This window comes from Serratia sp. CY40230, assembly GCF_052168835.1.
Lineage (GTDB): Bacteria > Pseudomonadota > Gammaproteobacteria > Enterobacterales > Enterobacteriaceae > Serratia > Serratia nematodiphila.
Genome location: NZ_JBJNLX010000001.1, coordinates 1,033,317 through 1,050,623, shown reverse-complemented (window position 1 = coordinate 1,050,623; position 17,307 = coordinate 1,033,317). Strand labels below are relative to the sequence as shown.

The 17,307-nt window shown below is 61.8% G+C and carries 16 protein-coding genes; 15 read left to right on the top strand and 1 reads right to left on the bottom strand.

The genetic code is table 11. The annotated features are described in order from the left end of the window. Nucleotides 1–5 precede the first annotated feature (5 nt). Nucleotides 6–1,463 carry an NADH-quinone oxidoreductase subunit NuoN gene (nuoN, locus tag ACJ8IJ_RS04935; protein ID WP_004936000.1) on the top strand — a complete coding sequence of 486 codons (1,458 nt, stop codon included), beginning with the start codon at nt 6–8 and terminating at the stop codon, nt 1,461–1,463. Between the two features lie 60 nt (nt 1,464–1,523). Here nuoN and ACJ8IJ_RS04930 read toward each other — a convergent pair whose 3' ends face one another. Beyond that, complete coding sequence (locus ACJ8IJ_RS04930) at nt 1,524–2,396, bottom strand: LysR family transcriptional regulator (RefSeq protein ID WP_004935995.1); 873 nt, start codon at nt 2,394–2,396, stop codon at nt 1,524–1,526. Between the two features lie 347 nt (nt 2,397–2,743). Here ACJ8IJ_RS04930 and ACJ8IJ_RS04925 point away from each other — a divergent pair, with 347 nt between their 5' ends. The 14 genes from ACJ8IJ_RS04925 to menE all read left to right on the top strand — a co-directional run bounded on the left by ACJ8IJ_RS04925 (nt 2,744) and on the right by menE (nt 17,293). Further along, nucleotides 2,744–4,573 (top strand): thiamine pyrophosphate-binding protein, encoded by a 1,830-nt coding sequence (locus ACJ8IJ_RS04925; protein ID WP_015378575.1) that lies wholly within the window; start codon nt 2,744–2,746, stop codon nt 4,571–4,573. 82 nt (nt 4,574–4,655) lie between these two features. Further along, the gene (locus tag ACJ8IJ_RS04920; protein ID WP_004935988.1) at nt 4,656–5,081 is read left to right on the top strand and encodes a cupin domain-containing protein; all 426 of its coding nucleotides are present in this window, start codon (nt 4,656–4,658) and stop codon (nt 5,079–5,081) included. Nucleotides 5,082–5,124: 43 nt separating this feature from the next. Then, entirely contained in the window at nt 5,125–5,988 is an 864-nt protein-coding gene (locus tag ACJ8IJ_RS04915) for a DMT family transporter (protein WP_342577760.1), read from the top strand. A gap of 19 nt (nt 5,989–6,007) precedes the next feature. After that, nucleotides 6,008–6,544, top strand: a complete 537-nt coding sequence (locus ACJ8IJ_RS04910; RefSeq protein ID WP_154871011.1) for a DUF2938 family protein — start codon at nt 6,008–6,010, stop codon at nt 6,542–6,544. Nucleotides 6,545–6,681: 137 nt separating this feature from the next. Beyond that, nucleotides 6,682–7,926, top strand: a complete 1,245-nt coding sequence (locus ACJ8IJ_RS04905; RefSeq protein ID WP_442518324.1) for an MFS transporter — start codon at nt 6,682–6,684, stop codon at nt 7,924–7,926. Between the two features lie 234 nt (nt 7,927–8,160). Beyond that, nucleotides 8,161–8,670, top strand: coding sequence for a DUF1097 domain-containing protein (locus tag ACJ8IJ_RS04900; RefSeq protein ID WP_004935976.1), 510 nt, complete (start codon nt 8,161–8,163; stop codon nt 8,668–8,670). A gap of 362 nt (nt 8,671–9,032) precedes the next feature. Then, the gene (idnO, locus tag ACJ8IJ_RS04895; protein WP_275095008.1) at nt 9,033–9,797 is read left to right on the top strand and encodes a gluconate 5-dehydrogenase; all 765 of its coding nucleotides are present in this window, start codon (nt 9,033–9,035) and stop codon (nt 9,795–9,797) included. Nucleotides 9,798–9,819: 22 nt separating this feature from the next. Continuing rightward, on the top strand, nt 9,820–10,851 hold the full coding sequence (gene idnD / locus ACJ8IJ_RS04890; protein WP_275095007.1) for an L-idonate 5-dehydrogenase: 1,032 nt from the start codon (nt 9,820–9,822) through the stop codon (nt 10,849–10,851). A gap of 81 nt (nt 10,852–10,932) precedes the next feature. Next, nucleotides 10,933–11,244, top strand: a complete 312-nt coding sequence (elaB, locus tag ACJ8IJ_RS04885; RefSeq protein ID WP_004935964.1) for a stress response protein ElaB — start codon at nt 10,933–10,935, stop codon at nt 11,242–11,244. A 380-nt stretch (nt 11,245–11,624) separates the two neighbouring features. Continuing rightward, nucleotides 11,625–13,301, top strand: a complete 1,677-nt coding sequence (gene menD, locus ACJ8IJ_RS04880; protein ID WP_442518323.1) for a 2-succinyl-5-enolpyruvyl-6-hydroxy-3-cyclohexene-1-carboxylic-acid synthase — start codon at nt 11,625–11,627, stop codon at nt 13,299–13,301. Further along, complete coding sequence (gene menH / locus ACJ8IJ_RS04875) at nt 13,298–14,068, top strand: 2-succinyl-6-hydroxy-2,4-cyclohexadiene-1-carboxylate synthase (RefSeq protein WP_342577757.1); 771 nt, start codon at nt 13,298–13,300, stop codon at nt 14,066–14,068. Before menD ends, menH begins: the two co-directional genes overlap by 4 nt. A gap of 11 nt (nt 14,069–14,079) precedes the next feature. Beyond that, the gene (gene menB, locus ACJ8IJ_RS04870; protein ID WP_033635308.1) at nt 14,080–14,937 is read left to right on the top strand and encodes a 1,4-dihydroxy-2-naphthoyl-CoA synthase; all 858 of its coding nucleotides are present in this window, start codon (nt 14,080–14,082) and stop codon (nt 14,935–14,937) included. Then, on the top strand, nt 14,937–15,920 hold the full coding sequence (menC, locus tag ACJ8IJ_RS04865; RefSeq protein ID WP_442518322.1) for an o-succinylbenzoate synthase: 984 nt from the start codon (nt 14,937–14,939) through the stop codon (nt 15,918–15,920). The genes menB and menC overlap by 1 nt, the downstream gene beginning before the upstream one ends. After that, nucleotides 15,908–17,293, top strand: coding sequence for an o-succinylbenzoate--CoA ligase (gene menE, locus ACJ8IJ_RS04860; protein ID WP_442518321.1), 1,386 nt, complete (start codon nt 15,908–15,910; stop codon nt 17,291–17,293). Before menC ends, menE begins: the two co-directional genes overlap by 13 nt. The last annotated feature ends 14 nt before the right edge of the window (nt 17,294–17,307 follow it).

Here is a 17,307-nt window from a genome sequence, read left to right as displayed (position 1 = left end):
TCGCCATGACAATAACTCCTCAACAACTGATCGCACTGCTGCCGCTGTTGATCGTCGGATTGACGGTGGTGGTTGTGATGCTAGGCATTGCGTGGCGACGCGACCACTTTATCAACGCCACCCTGACCGTGATCGGTCTCAACCTGGCGCTGCTTTCGCTGTACTTTGTCGGCCAGGCAGGCCCAATGGACGTCACCCCGCTGCTGCGGGTTGACGGCTACTCGATGTTCTACACCGGGCTGGTGCTGCTGGCGAGTCTGGCGACCTGCACCTTCGCCTATCCGTGGCTGGTCGGCTATCCGGATAACCGCGAAGAGTTCTACCTGCTGGTGCTGATCGCCGCCCTGGGCGGCATCCTGCTGGCGAGTGCTAACCACCTGGCTTCGCTGTTCATCGGTATCGAGCTTATCTCGCTGCCGCTGTTCGGCCTGGTGGGCTACGCCTATCGCCAGAAGCGCCCGCTGGAAGCTGCCATCAAGTACATGCTGCTGTCCGCCGCCGCGTCGTCGTTCCTGCTGTTCGGCATGGCGCTGCTGTATGCCGAGTCCGGCGATCTGTCGCTGGCCGGCCTCGGCAAGAGCCTGCAGGAAAACATGATGCACCAGCCGCTGATCCTGGCCGGCATGGGCATGATGATCGTCGGGCTGGGCTTCAAGCTGTCTCTGGTGCCGTTCCAACTGTGGACGCCTGACGTGTATCAGGGCGCGCCTGCGCCGGTTTCGACCTTCCTGGCGACCGCCAGCAAGATCGCAATCTTCGCGGTCGTGATGCGTCTGTTCCTGTATGCCCCGGCCGCCGACAACGAAGCGCTGCGCATGGTGCTGTCGATCATCGCGTTCTGCTCCATCTTGTTCGGTAACCTGATGGCCATCAGCCAGACCAACATCAAGCGTCTGCTGGGCTACTCGTCGATCGCTCACCTGGGCTACCTGCTGGTGGCGCTGATTGCGGTGCAAACCCATCAGCTGTCGCTGGAAACCGCCGGCGTTTATCTGGCCGGTTACCTGTTCAGCAGCCTGGGCGCCTTCGGCGTGGTCAGCCTGATGTCCAGCCCATACCGCGGCCCGGATGCGGATTCGCTGTTCTCTTACCGTGGTCTGTTCTGGCACAAGCCAATCTTGTCCGCGGTGATGACGGTGATGATGCTGTCGCTGGCCGGTATTCCGATGACGCTGGGCTTTATCGGTAAGTTCTTCGTGATCGCGATGGGCGTCAGCGCACACCTGTGGTGGCTGACCGGCGCAGTCGTGGTAGGCAGCGCCATCGGTCTGTACTACTACCTGCGCGTGACCGTCAGCCTGTTCCTCAGCGCGCCGGAATCGCTGCAGCGCGACACCCCGAACAACTGGGCGTTGACCGCCGGCGGCGTCGTGGTGCTGATCTCCGCCGCGCTGGTGCTGCTGCTGGGCGTCTACCCGCAGCCGCTGATTTCGCTGGTGCAGATGGCGCAGCCGACGTTCTGATAACGCTTCAGACGGTAAAAAGGTCGCTTCGGCGGCCTTTTTTTATGGGCGAAACGGCACTCAGCCGTAATGGGCGCTAAACGACGTTTCCAGCGCCTGCACCACCGCGCGCACGCGGGCGGCGCGTTGCAAATCGGGATGCAGCACCAGCCAGATATCCACCCAGTCTTTGTTCTCCGGGAACAGACGCACCAGTTCCGGGTCTTTGTCCGCCAAAAAAGCGGAGAGCAGGCCGATGCCCAGCCCGCTGCGGGTGGCGGAACGCAGCAGCAGCTGCGAATTGCATTGCAGCACGACGTTGGGCTCGTGCAGGGCCTCGCCGCAGAAATTGTTCCAGTGGCGCGGCACCAGCTCGCGCGGGAACATCAGCAGATCGTGGCCGCGCAACTGCTCGCCCTTGACCGGCATGCCGCGCCGTGCCAAGTAGTGCTGAGTGGCATACAGGCCCATTTCGATGGTGGCTAACCGTTTGATGATCAGCTCATCGTCATCGGGACGGGCGCCGCGGATCGCCAGATCTGCGCCGTGGTAAGAAATATCGGCGATGTTGACCGCCGTCAGCAGCGTGACGGTGATGGCCGGATAGCGTTCCCGCAGATCTTGCAGCGCAGGCATCACGAAGGCTTCGGCCAGGGTATCGGTGGTGGCGATGCGCACGTTGCCGCACAGGCTTTCGTCGCCGCTGGCGGCTTTACGGTTGATCGCCTGCACCGCATTTTCCATCTTCATCACGTCCGCCAGCATTTCCTCCCCCAGCGGGCTGAGGGCGAAGGATTTCGGCGTGCGGATAAACAGCTTGGAGCCGAGCGCATCTTCGAAAGCGGAGAGCCGTCGGCCGACGGTCGCCTGATCGACATGCAGCTGGCTGGCGGCTTTGCGTAGCGTGCCGCAGCGCGCAACGGCGAGAAAAAATCGGGCGTCGTCCCAGTTCATTGCGCACCTCCTCTGTACAGACTGGCAGGAGGGGGAAGGAAGCGGTGTGATGCGGTGTTTATTCTGGTGTGGAGACCGAAAAAAATGCTTCGTATCATCATTATTTATAATGTTTCAGGATATGTATAAATGCATCACCGTGAAGCGGTTTTGCACCTTTATTTTTGTCTGGTAATGCTTATTCTTATCGGCGCTTATGCTGCGACCCGACGCACATTTTACACCAAGGCCACCCTAATGCATAAGCAATACGAATAAGAGCCGGTTCCCGTTATTTCTGGGCGACCGCCAAGTGGGATCGACTCTGAATCAAGTTAGCTCACGATGATATGACTGGATATAAAAAAATGGAGTCTCACGCAGAGATGCTGTGCCCCCCCGTTGCGTTGGCGACGGAGGACGGAGTCAGAGTTACCGTGGCGCCAGGCGCCGAGAAGATGGAACGCAACAACGCCGATGTCATTATTCAAGGCCTTGCAGCGCGCGGCATTCAACATATTTTTTTGGTCCCTGGCAAACTGGTTTATCCGTTAATCACTTCTATTGACCGTTCCGAGATTGTCGGCATCGTCGGTGCCCATGAAACCGCATGCGGATTTATGGCCGATGGCTATGCCCGCGCCAGCCGAAAGTTTGGCGTCTGTTTGGGCATTTCAGGCCCCGGCACCATGAATTTCCTGCCGGCGATGGCCGCCGCGCAAGCCGATAAGATCCCCGTGCTGTACCTGGCCGGCAGCATCGCCACCTATCATGAGGCGCAGGGCGCTTTTCAGGACGGCAGCAACAGCGGCATCGATGAGCTGACCATCGTCAAACCGTTGCTTTGCGCCGCGATAGAAACGAAAAACAACCTGACCTTGCAGCATGAGCTGCGCCGCAGCCTCTCCAGCCTGAACCCACAGCGGAAAGGGCGCGCCTATCTGAGCGTGCCGGTCGACATGCAGAAGAAAACCGCGTTCGGCGATCGTCGCGACCAGCCTGAGCGAGTGCCGCAGCACCGTGAAGCGGCCGTGGATGTGCAAGCGGTGGAACAGCTGCTGCATGATTATCTGCTGCGCGGCCTCAACGTCGCCTGCCTGGTGGGCAACCGGATGAACAATCCGCAGGATGCCGCGCTGTTGTTGCGGGTAGCGGAAAAATACCGCTTGCCTGTCGCCACGACGTTGTCCGGCAAGGGCGCGTTTCCCGAAGGGCACGCCCTGGCATTAGGGGTCTACGGTTTTGCCGGGCATGCCCGCGCGGTAGAAACCCTCAACGGTGAAGGCGTCGACGTGCTGCTGGTGCTGGGCTGCGATCTCAGCCAGCGCGACAGTCTGAACTGGAACCCGAGACTGCACGGCAATAAAACGCTGGTGGCGATCGACGAAGACTTCGACAAAGTGAGCTCGCATTACCAGCCGGATCTGCAGATATTTTCCAGCCTGAGCGGTACGTTGCACTGTTTGTTGGCCGCGGTTGGCGATGAGGACGCGCGGCTTGGCGACGCGGCTCACCTGCGTGACGCCTGGTTGGAAGGGGTTCGCGCACTGCCGCTGGAACAGCCGCAGCCGACGTTGCAGGCGCGCATCGCCCAGGGCGAAAGCCGGCTGTATCCCGGCGATGCGATTAAACACATTCGCAGCCGCATGAATCCGGATACCAACGTCGTGGTCGATTCGGGCGCACACCGCATTTTCATGGCGCATCACTGGCTGGCGGCCGGGCGGGGGGATTATCACACCTCCAGTTCCCTGGCGCCGATGGGGTGGGCCATTTGCGCGGGCATCGGCATCAAGCTGGCGGCACCGCAGCGGGATTGCCTCGTGGTGACCGGCGACGGTTGCATGCTGATGCACGGCATCGAAATTCAGACCGCCGCGCGTTATGGCGTGAAGGTGGTGTTCGTGGTGATGAACAACAGCGCGCACGGCGCCATGCACATCGACACGCTGCAAAATCGCGGCATTTCCGCCGACTATACTGCCTTGCCCAACCATGACTGGAAAGCGTTTGCCAACAGCCTGGGGGTCGCCTCCGCGAAGGCGGAGACGCTGGAGGATCTGGACGAGGCCCTCGGCGCCGCAGCGAAACATCCGGGGCCGTACCTCATCGAAGTGATGGTGGGCAACTTTGCGGCGCCTAACCGCTACTACGCCGAGAGCATCGCAGAATACGAGCAGCGCATCAAAGGACTGTAGCACAACGCTGTTTTTTCAACTCGCCAGGTTCACCGCGCGCGGCGCCTGGCATTTTTACTCGCGGCAGTCAGGGAGCGATAAGATGGTTAAGTGGGGCATTTTGGCATTGTTGGCAGTATTTCAGGGGCCGGTTCAGGCTGCCGAGGGGCATGGCGAAGGCATCGTCAAAACGACGTTGCTCAAGACCGACAGCGCATGGGAGGGCTCGGCATATCGTCAGTATCCCGCAGGCGCGCCGCAGATCACCATGCTGAAGGTGACGGTAGAGCCGAACAAGGTACTGGCCTGGCATACGCATCCTTGCATCAGCGCAGTGTACATGAGCGGCGGCAGCGTTTCGCTCACCGTCAGGAAAACCGGTGAACGCCGCACGTTCCGGCAGGGGGATTCGTTTACCGATACCGTGGATATCGTGCATCAGGGCGTTTCCGGCGAGCAAGGCGCCGAAATGCTGGTGTTCTTCGCTTGCGCGGACGATAAACCGTTGACGGTGAAAGCCGCCGGGTAGTGTTGATACGGCCCTGTCCAAAGGCCGTTAATAAGAGAAGATCATGGTAGCTTTGTGGATGGTCGTCGCCAGCGGATTCTTTGCGCTGATGGGTGCTTGCATCAAGTTGGCGTCGACGACGGTCGGATTTTTCGACATCATTTTTTATCGTTCTCTCATCAATGTGCTGATCGTCGCGGCGCTGATCAAGATCCAGCGCCTCGGTTTTCGCACCCGTCATCTCGGATTGCATATGAAGCGGGCGGCGATAGGCAATGCGGCGATGTACTGCGGTTTTTTTTCGCTGATACATCTGCCGATCGCCACCGCCACCACGTTGGGTTATACCAACCCCCTCTTTCAGTCGGCGATCGCGTTCATCACGACCCGAGGGCAGCTGACCGGTCGGCTGTTGTTTTCCGTGCTGTTGGGCTTTACCGGCATTTTGGTCTTGCTGCGCCCCGACGCCCCCAACGGGGAGTACGTTGCCACGCTGGTCGGGCTGGCGGCCGGTTTGTTGACCGCGCTGGCTTACTTTAACGTCGGCAAGCTGGTGCGACGCGGTGAGCCGGAACTGCGCGTGGTGTTCTATTTCTCGCTGGTGGGAACGCTGGTTGGCGGCCTGATGACTGCGTTGCTGGGCTTTTCCTTGCTGGACGGCGCAATGCTGCTGTGCGTCTGCGCCATTGGCGTCTTCGGCAGTCTGGGGCAGATCGCCATGACTCGCGCCTACGGGGGCGGCAATGCGGTGATTGTCAGCATTCTCTCTTACAGCACCATTATTTTCTCTACGCTGCTTGGCTATCTGATATTTGGCGAACAGCTGTCTTATATCGCCGCCGCCGGTATGGCGCTGATCGTGTTGTCCGGCGCGTTGGCGGTGCGCAAGCGTGCTTCGGCCAAGTCCGAGCAGGCGGCGGTGGCATAACGTGATAAGGAACGAAACAATGAACATGCGTCCGGTTGGCGTCATGGCGATGGCGGTCTTGTTTGGCATAGTGGCGACGCTGGCGATGGATGGGGTGAACAGTGTCGCCTCCAGCGTCGGTCTCATCGGCAAGCTCAACCTGGCCTTCATCGGCAAACTGATGAATCAATGGCTGCAGGGGCAATTTTGGTTTTTGCGGCCTGGCGACATTCCCGATGTGCCAGAGGCTCTGATGATGGGCTACGGCGCGCACTATTTTGCCGGCATTAGCCTGGCGATCCCGTTCTATTGCCTGATCTGCCCGCGCGTTAAGTCGGGGGGCGGCCTGCTCGTCGGGGCGCTGACGTATGGCCTGGCCTGTTCGCTGATCTCGCTGTGCTTCATTTATCCCTCGGTGGGGTTGGGGCTTTGGGGAATGGCCGGCAAAAATCCGGCTTTGCTGATCGCCAGCCTGGCCAACCATGCAGTGTATGGCGTGGCATTGGGCGGTTGCGCCATCGCTTGGCGGCGTCGCATGCTGCAGAAATGCATGCCTGACGCTGCGATGCTGCATTAATGAATCACGATGATGCATTCTTGGCTATTTTGGGCGTGATAGCCCAACGCTATGATAAGCGCGCTTCCTGAAGCCGCGAGGCATGCGGGAAGACGCATTTATTTAGGGCGAATGCCTGATCGATTCGGGAGTTGAACATGTCAGAAAGTATCGCCGTTGAAGAAACGGCTAAAGCGAAGGCGGGTACATCGCATTTCGCTATCTTGCTGTTTCTGGCGCTGGCATTGATGTCAGCGCTGTTGAACAGCAGCGCGCCGACGCCGCTTTATCCGCTTTATCAACATGAGCTGGCGTTGAGCTCGGTCAGCCTGACGATCATCTACGGCGCTTATGCCGCCGGCGTGCTGATTTCGCTGTTCGGCGTAGGCAATATGGCGGGGAAAGTAAAAGACCTGCGCAGCATGATCGTGCCGGCGCTGTTGGTGGTGTTGCTTGGCGCGCTGCTGTTTTCGGTGGCGTCGTCGTTCTTCATGATGTTTATGGCACGGCTGCTGGCCGGCGTCGGCACCGGCGCCCTGACCGGTGCGGCGAATATCGCGTTGGTGCGTTTCGGGCCGCAGGACGGCGGAAAAAATGCGGCGTTGATCGCGACGCTGTCCTTTACCACCGGATTGGCCCTGGGCCCGATCTTTAGCGGCGTCGCACTGCAAACCGGTTTTCATACCACGTCATTGCCGTTCATCATCATCATGGCCATTGCCGCCCTCGCCGCACTGGGCGTGATGCTGCGCTGGCCGCGAGAGGCGGTGGCGGCGCAGGCCGATAGCGCAGCGGCGGATAACGCGCCGGTGGCGAAAAGCTCTCTGGCGGATGGCCTGCGCGCGACCGGCGGTAAATTCTTCCTGTGCGCCGGGGCATTGTTCATTTGTTGGGCGGTTGCCGCCAGTATTCTGGCGATAGGGCCGAGCGTCGCCGAAAAACTGTTGGATATGCAGAGCCGTGGCGTCTTTGGCTATGTGGTCGCCGTCTACCTGGTGATTGCCGGCATCAGCCAGATTTTGAGTCGTCGCATCAACGCCCGCCATTCGCTGATGTTCGGCTGCCTGGCTCAGGCTTTGTCGGTCGGGGTGTTCGCCGTGGCGATTCAGATCCATTCGCTGGCGCTGGCCGCCGCAGGCATGGTGATCGCCGGTTACGCCTATGGCGCGATCTTCGTCGGCAGCGCCACGCTGGTGAATCTGATTTCACCGAAAGCCAGCCATGCGCGTTTGATCTCCCTGTTCTACGTGATCGCGTATATCGCTAACTGGGTGCCGATCCTGTTGGGCGTTGTGATCGACCACGCCGATTTGCATTTGGCGACCCACTTGTTATTCCTGAGCAGCGCCGTGATTTGTTTGATGTTGAGCGTCATGGTAACGCGTGCGGGCTTCCCACGCTGAAACCGGCGTTCGGGAGGGGGGCGACAGGCGTCGCATGTAGGCATTTCATTTGAGATCGTGATTTCCCTGGTGTTGTGTTATTCCAGCGTGCTTGTCACGCTGGTTTTTTTTGTGATGCACATTGCTTTTTTGATATTTCCATTTCCTTATTTGCATTTTTTTCGTGATTTTAGTCACGAAAAAATCACTCGCTTCGGGTAAACTGCGCGCTTTATTTTTGCCGCGGGTCACTTTATGAACGTTCTTTTCGCCATTGCCGTTACTACCGGGATCCTCTCCGGCGTTTGGGGCTGGGTTGCCGTCAGCCTGGGGCTGATCGGTTGGGCCGGTTTTCTCGGCTGCACGGCGTATTTCGCCTGCCCGCAGGGCGGGCTGAAAGGGCTGTTGATCGGCGCGTTGACCTGCTGCAGCGGCGTCTTCTGGGCAATGGCGATCATCCACGGCAGCGAACTGGCGCCGCAGTGGAATCTGCTGGGGTATCTGCTGACCGGCGTCGTGGCGTTCCTGATGTGCATTCAGGCCAAACAGCAGTGGCTGGGGTTCGTGCCCGGCACCTTTATCGGCGCCTGTGCGACCTTCGCCGGCGGCGGCGATTGGCCGCTGGTGACGCTTTCCCTGCTGGTGGGCCTGCTATTCGGCTATGCGATGAAAAACAGCGGTCTGTGGTGGGCGGCACGTAGCGAAAAAGCCCGCGCTACGCCGCCGATTGGCCCGAATGCCGGCTCAAACGGTGCCGCCGAGTGAGAGACGGCAGTTCACCACCAGCGTTTGGTTACCCGGCGTTTGGGTTACGCCGGCCCATTGTGCGATGTCCTGTCGCGTAACGCGGAGGTGTTTCATTCGGTGCCTTCACGGGCGGCGCGGTAAGGGGGATAGCGGCATGTTAACCCATCGATTTAGCGATAACAATGAATGTACTTCTATTGAAAATAGCCGTTTTTCAATCAGATAGATAAGTTTTACCCGCTGACTGCCTGCGTGAGATCACGTTAAGGGTAACAGGGTTTCGTAACATGATTTTCAGTGATTTCCATCACGTTTTTACCGGTAACAATCGGCTGAGATAGAAGCCTGTCCGATTGGAGGCCTGATGGCCGGGAATCACTATGAACAATCTGTTTTCACTGGATAACAAGACCGTCTTGATCACCGGCGCCTCGCGCGGCATCGGTTTTCTGCTGGCACGCGGCCTGGCGCAGCAAGGCGCGCATATTCTGGTCAACGCCACCACCGAAGAACATGCCCTGCACGCCGCCGAACGTTTGCGCGAAGAGGGGCTGCGCGCCGAGGCGGCGGCGTTCGATGTCACCGATTCTCAGGCGGTGCATGCCGCCATCGCCCGTATCGAAGCGGACATCGGCGCGATAGACGTTTTGATCAACAACGCCGGCATCCAGCGCCGCCACCCGTTCACCGAGTTTCCGGAGCAAGACTGGGACGACATCATTGCCGTCAACCAGAAGGCGGTCTTCATCGTGTCGCAGACCGTGGCGCGTTACATGGTGCCGCGCCGGCGCGGCAAGATAGTCAACATCGGCTCGATGCAAAGTGAGCTGGGCCGCGACACCATCACCCCTTATGCGGCGTCCAAAGGGGCGGTGAAAATGCTCACGCGCGGCATGTGCGTGGAGCTGGCGCGCTACAACATTCAGGTCAACGGCATTGCCCCCGGCTACTTCAAAACCGAGATGACGCAGGCGCTGGCCGACGATCCGGCCTTCACCGCCTGGCTGACCCAACGCACGCCCGCCGCGCGCTGGGGCGATCCGCAGGAGCTGATCGGCGCGGCGGTGTTCCTGGCTGCCGACGCCTCCGCCTTCGTCAACGGGCAACTGCTGTTTGTCGATGGCGGCATGTCGGCGGCGGTGTAATCTTTTTCCGTGGAGTCTTGCGATGAAAATTCAAACTCAGTCCTGTGTGGTCAACGGCAAGCGAGACGTGGCGGTGATCGCGCAAGAAGTGGATTATCGAGGGCAGGGAACGCTGGTGAAAATCAGCCGCGGCGGCATCTGCGGCTCGGATCTGCATTACTTCCAGGAAGGCAAGGTCGGCAATTTTCAGGTGCGTCAGCCGATGGTGCTGGGCCATGAGGTGATCGGTGAGGTGGTCGCCAGCGATTCGCCGCAGTTGCCGGCCGGGCAGAAGGTGGCGCTCAATCCCAGCAAACCCTGCGGGCAGTGCAAATACTGTCTGGAGCAGCAAAGCAATCAATGCGTCGAGATGCGCTTTTTCGGCAGCGCGATGTATTTTCCGCACGTCGACGGCGCTTTTACCCAATACAAAGTGGTGGATAGCGCGCAGTGCATTCCTTACGCCGCCGATCGCGACGACAGGGTGATGGTGTTCGCCGAACCGCTGGCGGTGGCTGTTCACGCGGCGAAGCAGCCCGGTGACGTGACGGGAAAAAAGGTCTTCGTGTCCGGCGTCGGCCCGATCGGCTGTCTGCTGGTGGCGGCGCTGAAAGCGCTGGGCGCCGCCGAGATTGTCTGCGCCGATCTCAGTCCGCGCTGCCTGGCGATCGCCAGCCAAATGGGGGCCAATCGCTGCCTGCATGCCGCGGACGACGATTTTAGCGACTATCAGCAGGACAAGGGCTATTTCGATGTCGCCTTCGAAGTGGCGGGGCACCCGCTGTCGCTGCAGCGCTGTCTGGAGATCACCTGCGCCAAAGGCACCGTGGTGCAGGTCGGCATGGGCGGCGGTTTCCCTGATTTCCCGTTGATGTTGTTGATCGCCAAAGAGTTGAACCTGCTCGGATCGTTTCGCTTCGTGGCGGAATTCGCGCTGGCGGTGGCCTGGCTGGCCGGCGATGTGGTCGATCCGCTGCCGCTGTTGTCGGCGGAATTCGCCGGGGACCAACTGGCGCAGGCGCTGGAGTTTGCCGGCGACAAGCGCCAGGCCGCCAAGGTGCAATTGGTGTTTTAGGGTAAAAGTCCGATGGCCGCAGGCGACGATCCTTGTCTATAGTGTAGGAACGCTTAATTTTTCAACCACGGAGATCTCACTATGGCAAGACATTCGGATGCTGAGCAAACTACGCTGGATGACGATCTGAGAATGCTGACCGAGACGCTGGAAGAAGTGTTGCAATACACCGGCGATCGCGCGGATCAGGCCTACATTGACATCAAGTCGCACGCCGAGCAGGCGCTGAGTGAGGTCAAGGCGCGCTGGGCGAACACCGGCGAATCCTACTATGCGCGCGCCAAAGAAGCGGTGCACCGCACCGACGACTACGTGCGGGATAAACCCTGGCACAGCGTAGGCATCGGTGCCACCGTCGGGCTGGTGCTGGGGCTGCTGCTGGCCCGCAAATAAATCATGTCATCGGGGCGGCGCAGGCCGCCTCGTGCTTTTCTGCAGACTGTGTCGTTCATCCCGCCGTTTCCCCGATCGCTTTCCCTTATCCCGCCTATACTTCCCGCTGGCCGCCGTTGGAGCGCCTTTATCTCCCTTGTTTTTGTATGGACGGATTGAGCCGGCGTCGCCGCAAGTGTAAAGTATTTGTGTTTTAATTGTTTGTTTTTTGTTCTAAATCAAACAATTATCTGGTGTAAACACCCAGGGATATACGGCGTTCTTGCGCTGGCGCAAAAGCCGTGAAAATAACACCTCATATAATACAGAGCGTAACTACAGGCGCGGCGTCCGTCGGCTGCGCCGGGGACGATCTCTGCTAACTGACTTGTGAGCGAACTATGTCGACAAGTGTTTTTAATCGCCGGTGGGCGGCTGTGCTGCTCGAGGCGCTGGCCCGCCATGGGGTGCGGCATGTTTGTATCGCTCCGGGATCGCGCTCCACGCCGCTGACGCTGGCCGCCGCGGCCAACCGATCGTTTATCTGCCATACCCATTTTGATGAGCGCGGGCTCGGCCATTTGGCGCTCGGGCTGGCGAAGGCGGCGCGTGAGCCGGTGGCGGTGATCGTTACGTCCGGCACCGCGGCGGCGAACCTTTATCCCGCGTTGATCGAAGCCGGCCTGACCGGTGAACGGCTGGTGTTTCTCACCGCCGATCGGCCGCCGGAACTGATCGACTGCGGCGCCAATCAGGCGATCCGTCAAAACGGTCTCTACAGCAGCCACCCGATGTTGGCGATCGATCTGCCGCGTCCGACGCCGGATATTCCGGCCGCGTGGCTGGCCTCCAGCGTCGACAGCGCGATGGCGCGCCTGCAGCATGGCGCTTTGCATATCAACTGCCCGTTCGCCGAACCGCTGTACGGCGGCGATGAGCGTCACTATGCCGATTGGTCCGCCGCGCTGGGCGACTGGTGGCAGAGCGATCGTCCGTGGCTGCAGGAAAGCGAGACGCGTACGGCGCCGTCGCCGCAGCCGGACTGGTTCTCCTGGCGGCAAAAGCGCGGCGTGGTGCTGGCCGGTCGCATGAGCGCACAAGAGGGCGCGCAGGTGGCCGACTGGGCCGAAACGCTGGGCTGGCCGCTGATCGGCGATGTGCTGTCGCAGACCGGGCAACCGCTGCCCTGCGCCGATTTGTGGCTCGCGCATCCGCAGGCGCAGCGCGTACTGCAAGATGCGCAGCTGGTGGTGCAGTTCGGCGGCAGCCTGACCGGCAAACGCCTGCTGCAATGGCAGGCGCAGTGTCAGCCGGAAGAATATTGGATTATCGACGAGCTGCCGGGGCGGCTCGATCCGGCCCAACACCGGGGGCGGCGCCTGCGCGCCGGCGTGGCGCAGTGGTTGGCGCAGCATCCCGCGCAACCGCGCGCGCCGTGGGCCGCCGGGCTGGCAGCGCTGGCGGATAAAGCGCTGACGGCGGCGTCCACGCATCTGCACGATAACTTTGGCGAAGCGCAGCTGGCGCACCGCCTGCCGGAACTGCTGCCGGAGAACGGCCAGCTGTTTCTCGGCAACAGCCTGGTGGTGCGACTGATCGACGCGTTAACGATGCTGCCTGCCGCTTACCCGGTATTCAGCAACCGCGGCGCCAGCGGCATCGACGGTCTGATTTCCACCGCCGCCGGCGTACAGCGCGCCACCGCCAGGCCGACGTTGGCGGTGGTGGGCGACCTTTCCGCCCTGTATGACCTCAATGCGCTGGCGCTGCTGCGCCACTGTTCGGCGCCGACGGTGCTGATCGTCGTCAATAACAATGGCGGCCAAATTTTCTCGCTGCTGCCGACGCCGGAAGAGGAGCGTCAGCGCTTTTACTGCATGCCGCAGAACGTTGAGTTCAGCCACGCGGCGGCGATGTTCCAGCTTGACTATGCGCGGCCGGAAAACTGGAGCCAGCTGCAACAGGCGGTTGAGCAAGGCTGGCGGCGCGGCGGCGCCACGTTGATAGAGCTGCAGGTGTCGCCGAGCGCAGGGGCCGAAAGCCTGCAAGACCTGGTGCAACAGATGGCGGTGCAATGATGCTGGCGACGCGAATTTTGCAACAGGGCGAAGCGGGCCGCCCCTGGCTGATATGGTTGCATGGCCTGCTCGGCAACAACAATGAATGGCGGGTGATCGCCGCGCGCTGCCCGGAATGGCCGTCGTTGGCCATCGATCTGCCCGGCCACGGCGATTCCGTGGCGGTGAGCTGCCGCGGCTTCGACGACATCAGCGCGCAAATCGCCGCGACCCTGCAACTGCGCAATATCGAGCGTTATTGGCTGGTGGGCTACTCGCTTGGCGGGCGCATCGCCATGTATCACGCTTGCCACGGACGCCACGACGGTCTGCAAGGCGTGCTGGTCGAGGGCGGCAATCCGGGGCTTGAGGACGAACAACTGCGCCGCGATCGTTGCGAGCAGGATGCGCGATGGGCGGCGCGTTTTCGCAGTGAGCCGATTGCCGAAGTCCTGGCGGACTGGTATCAGCAACCGGTGTTCAAAGAGCTCAGCCACGTGCACCGCCAGGCGCTGATCGCCGCGCGCTCGGTCAACAGCGGCCCGGCGATCGCCGACATGCTCGAAGCCACATCGCTCGGGCGACAGCCTTATCTGGCGTCGCAGCTGCGCCAACTGACCGTGCCGCTGCGGGTGCTGTGCGGTGAGAACGACCCCAAATTTCAACGGCTGGCGCGCGACGCCGGGTTGCCGTTGCGCATCGTGCCGCAGGCCGGCCACAACGCGCATCTGGCCAATCCGCAGGAGTTCGTCGCCGAGCTGCAGACCTTTCTCGTTAACCCTGGTTAAAGGAACCGAACATGCTTTATCCGAATGAAGAACAGCTGTATGCCGCCATCGCCTGGCAGGATTGCACCGGCGATTTCGAAGACATTCTGTATCACAAGTCCGCCGACGGCATCGCCAAAATCACCATCAACCGGCCGCAGGTGCGCAATGCGTTCCGCCCGCAAACGGTCAAAGAGATGATCGACGCGCTGGCCAACGCCCGTTACGACGACGGCATCGGCGTCATTATTCTCACCGGCGCCGGCGATAAGGCCTTCTGCTCCGGCGGCGATCAGAAAGTGCGCGGCGACTACGGCGGCTATCGCGACGACAGCGGCGTACACCACCTCAACGTGCTGGACTTCCAGCGCCAGATCCGCACCTGCCCGAAACCGGTGGTGGCGATGGTGGCCGGTTATTCGATCGGCGGCGGCCACGTGTTGCACATGATGTGCGATCTGACCATCGCGGCGGATAACGCCATCTTCGGCCAGACCGGCCCGAAAGTGGGCTCGTTCGACGGCGGCTGGGGGGCGTCTTACATGGCGCGCATCGTCGGCCAGAAGAAGGCGCGCGAAATCTGGTTCCTGTGCCGCCAGTACGACGCCGCCGCCGCGCTGGACATGGGGCTGGTCAATACCGTGGTGCCGCTGGCCGATCTGGAAAAAGAGACGGTGCGCTGGTGCCGCGAAATGCTGCAGAACAGCCCGATGGCGCTGCGCTGCCTGAAGGCGGCGCTGAACGCCGACTGCGACGGCCAGGCCGGTTTGCAGGAGCTGGCGGGCAACGCCACCATGTTGTTCTACATGACCGACGAAGGGCAGGAAGGGCGCAACGCCTTCAACGAGAAGCGCCAGCCGGATTTCAGCAAATTCAAGCGTAACCCGTAATGAGCGGGGCAAACCGCAGCGCGGCGCTATACCGTTACAGCCTGCCGATGGAGGCGGGCGTGGTGCTGCGCAATCAGCGGTTGAAAACGCGTGACGGATGGGTGGTGCAGCTGTGTCAGGGCGAGCGTGAGGGGTGGGGCGAGATCGCGCCGCTGCCGGAGTTCAGCCGGGAAACGCTGGAACAGGCCGAACGAGCCGCATTGGACTGGCTGCAGGCGTGGCTGGCGGGCAACGAACCGGATGACAGCGAGCTGCCCTCGGTGGCCTTTGGGCTCAGCTGTGCGCAGGCCGAGCTGGAGCAGCGTTTGCCGACGCAGGCGGATTTCCGCAAGGCGCCGCTGTGCACCGGCGATCCGGACGAGCTGTTCGAGACATTGAGCGCTTTGCCGGGCGAGAAAGTCGCCAAGGTGAAAGTAGGGCTGTATGAGGCGGTGCGCGACGGCATGATCGTCAACGTGCTGCTGGAGGCGCTGCCGGATCTGCGGCTGCGGCTGGACGCCAACCGCAGCTGGACCCGCGCCAAGGCCGACGGCTTCGCCAGGTACGTTAACCCAGCGTGGCGCGATCGCATCGCCTTCCTGGAAGAGCCCTGCAAGACCCGTGATGAATCGCGTGATTTCGCCCGGGCGACCGGCATTGCCATCGCCTGGGATGAGAGCGTGCGCGAGGCGGATTTTGTGGTGCAGGCCGAGCCGGGTGTAGCGGCCATCGTGATCAAGCCGACGCTGGTCGGCAGCCTGGCGCGTTGCCAGACGCTGGTGGCGCAGGCGCACGCGGCGGGCCTGACGGCGGTGATCAGTTCCAGCCTCGAATCCAGCCTGGGGTTGACCCAACTGGCGCGCATTGCCCATTGGCTGACGCCGGATACCGTGCCGGGCCTGGACACGCTGGGGTTGATGCAGGCGCAAGTGCTGCGCCCGTGGCCGGGCAGCGCGTTGCCGCTGCTGGATGTCTCGGCGTTGGAGTGCCTATGGCGCCGTTGAACGATTGGCCGTGGCGACACTGGGCGCGCACTCAGCCGCAGGCGACGGCGCTGATGCTCGGCGAACAACCGCTGAGCTGGCTGGCGTTGCAAAGCCAGGTGGATGAGCTGGCGGCGGATTTCCAGCATCAGGGCGTTGAACCGGGCTGCGGCGTGGCGCTGTGCGGTAAAAACAGCTATCCACTGCTGCTGGCCTATCTGGCGCTGCTGCAATGCGGCGCGCGCCTGTTGCCGCTTAATCCCGCCTTGCCGACGCCGCTGCTGGCGCAGCTGTTGCCGGAATTGGATATGACCTTTGTCTTCGGCCCGGACTCGTTGCCGGCGCTGCCGGAGGACGTGATTCGATTGACGCCGCCCTCGACCGAGCCGCGTTGGCCAGACCTGCCGACGTGGGATGCGCAGCGTCTGGCGACGCTGACGTTGACTTCCGGTTCCAGCGGCATGCCGAAAGCGGCCGTGCACAGCTACGCCAATCATCTGGCCAGCGCCGCCGGGGTGTTGCAGCTGATGGATTTTCAACGCGAGGATTGCTGGCTGTTGTCACTGCCGCTGTTTCATGTTTCTGGCCAGGGCATCGTCTGGCGCTGGCTGGCGGCGGGCGCGCGGCTGGCGGTGCGCGAGACGCACCCGCTGGCGGAGGCATTGGCAGGATGCACGCATGCTTCGCTGGTGCCGACGCAGCTCTGGCGGCTGTTGGCGCAACCGCTGACGGGCATGACGTTGAAGGCGGTGCTGCTCGGCGGAGCGATGATCCCGGTGGAGTTGACCGAACGGGCGGAGGCGGCGGGGATCCGCTGCTGGTGCGGCTACGGGCTGACCGAACTGGCCTCCACGGTGTGCGCCAAGCGCGCCGATGCGCGGCCGGGCGTCGGCCTGCCGCTCGGCGGCCGCGAAGTAAAACTGGTGGACGAAGAGGTCTGGATCCGCGCCGACAGCCTGGCGCTCGGCTACTGGCGTCATGGGCATCTGCAGCCGTTGGCCGATGAGCAGGGCTGGTTCGCGACCCGCGATCGCGGCGTGATGGCGGAGGGGGAACTGCGCATTCTCGGCCGGCTGGACAACCTGTTTTTCAGCGGCGGCGAAGGGGTGCAGCCCGAGGATATCGAACGCGTGCTGGCGGCGCACCCGCAGATCACGCAGGCGTTTGTAGTGCCGATGGCGGACGCCGAATTCGGCCAGCGGCCGGTGGCGGTGATCGACGGCGATCCGGGGCTGTCGTTGGGGGCGCTGCTCGCCTGGTCGCAGGATAAGCTGGCCAATTTCCAACGCCCGACGGCATTGCTTCCGCTGCCTGACGAGCTGAAAAACGGCGGCATCAAGATTTCGCGCCGCCAGTTGCAGCAGTGGGTGGCGCAGCGTCTCTCCCAGGCATAAAAAAGCCGCCCGAA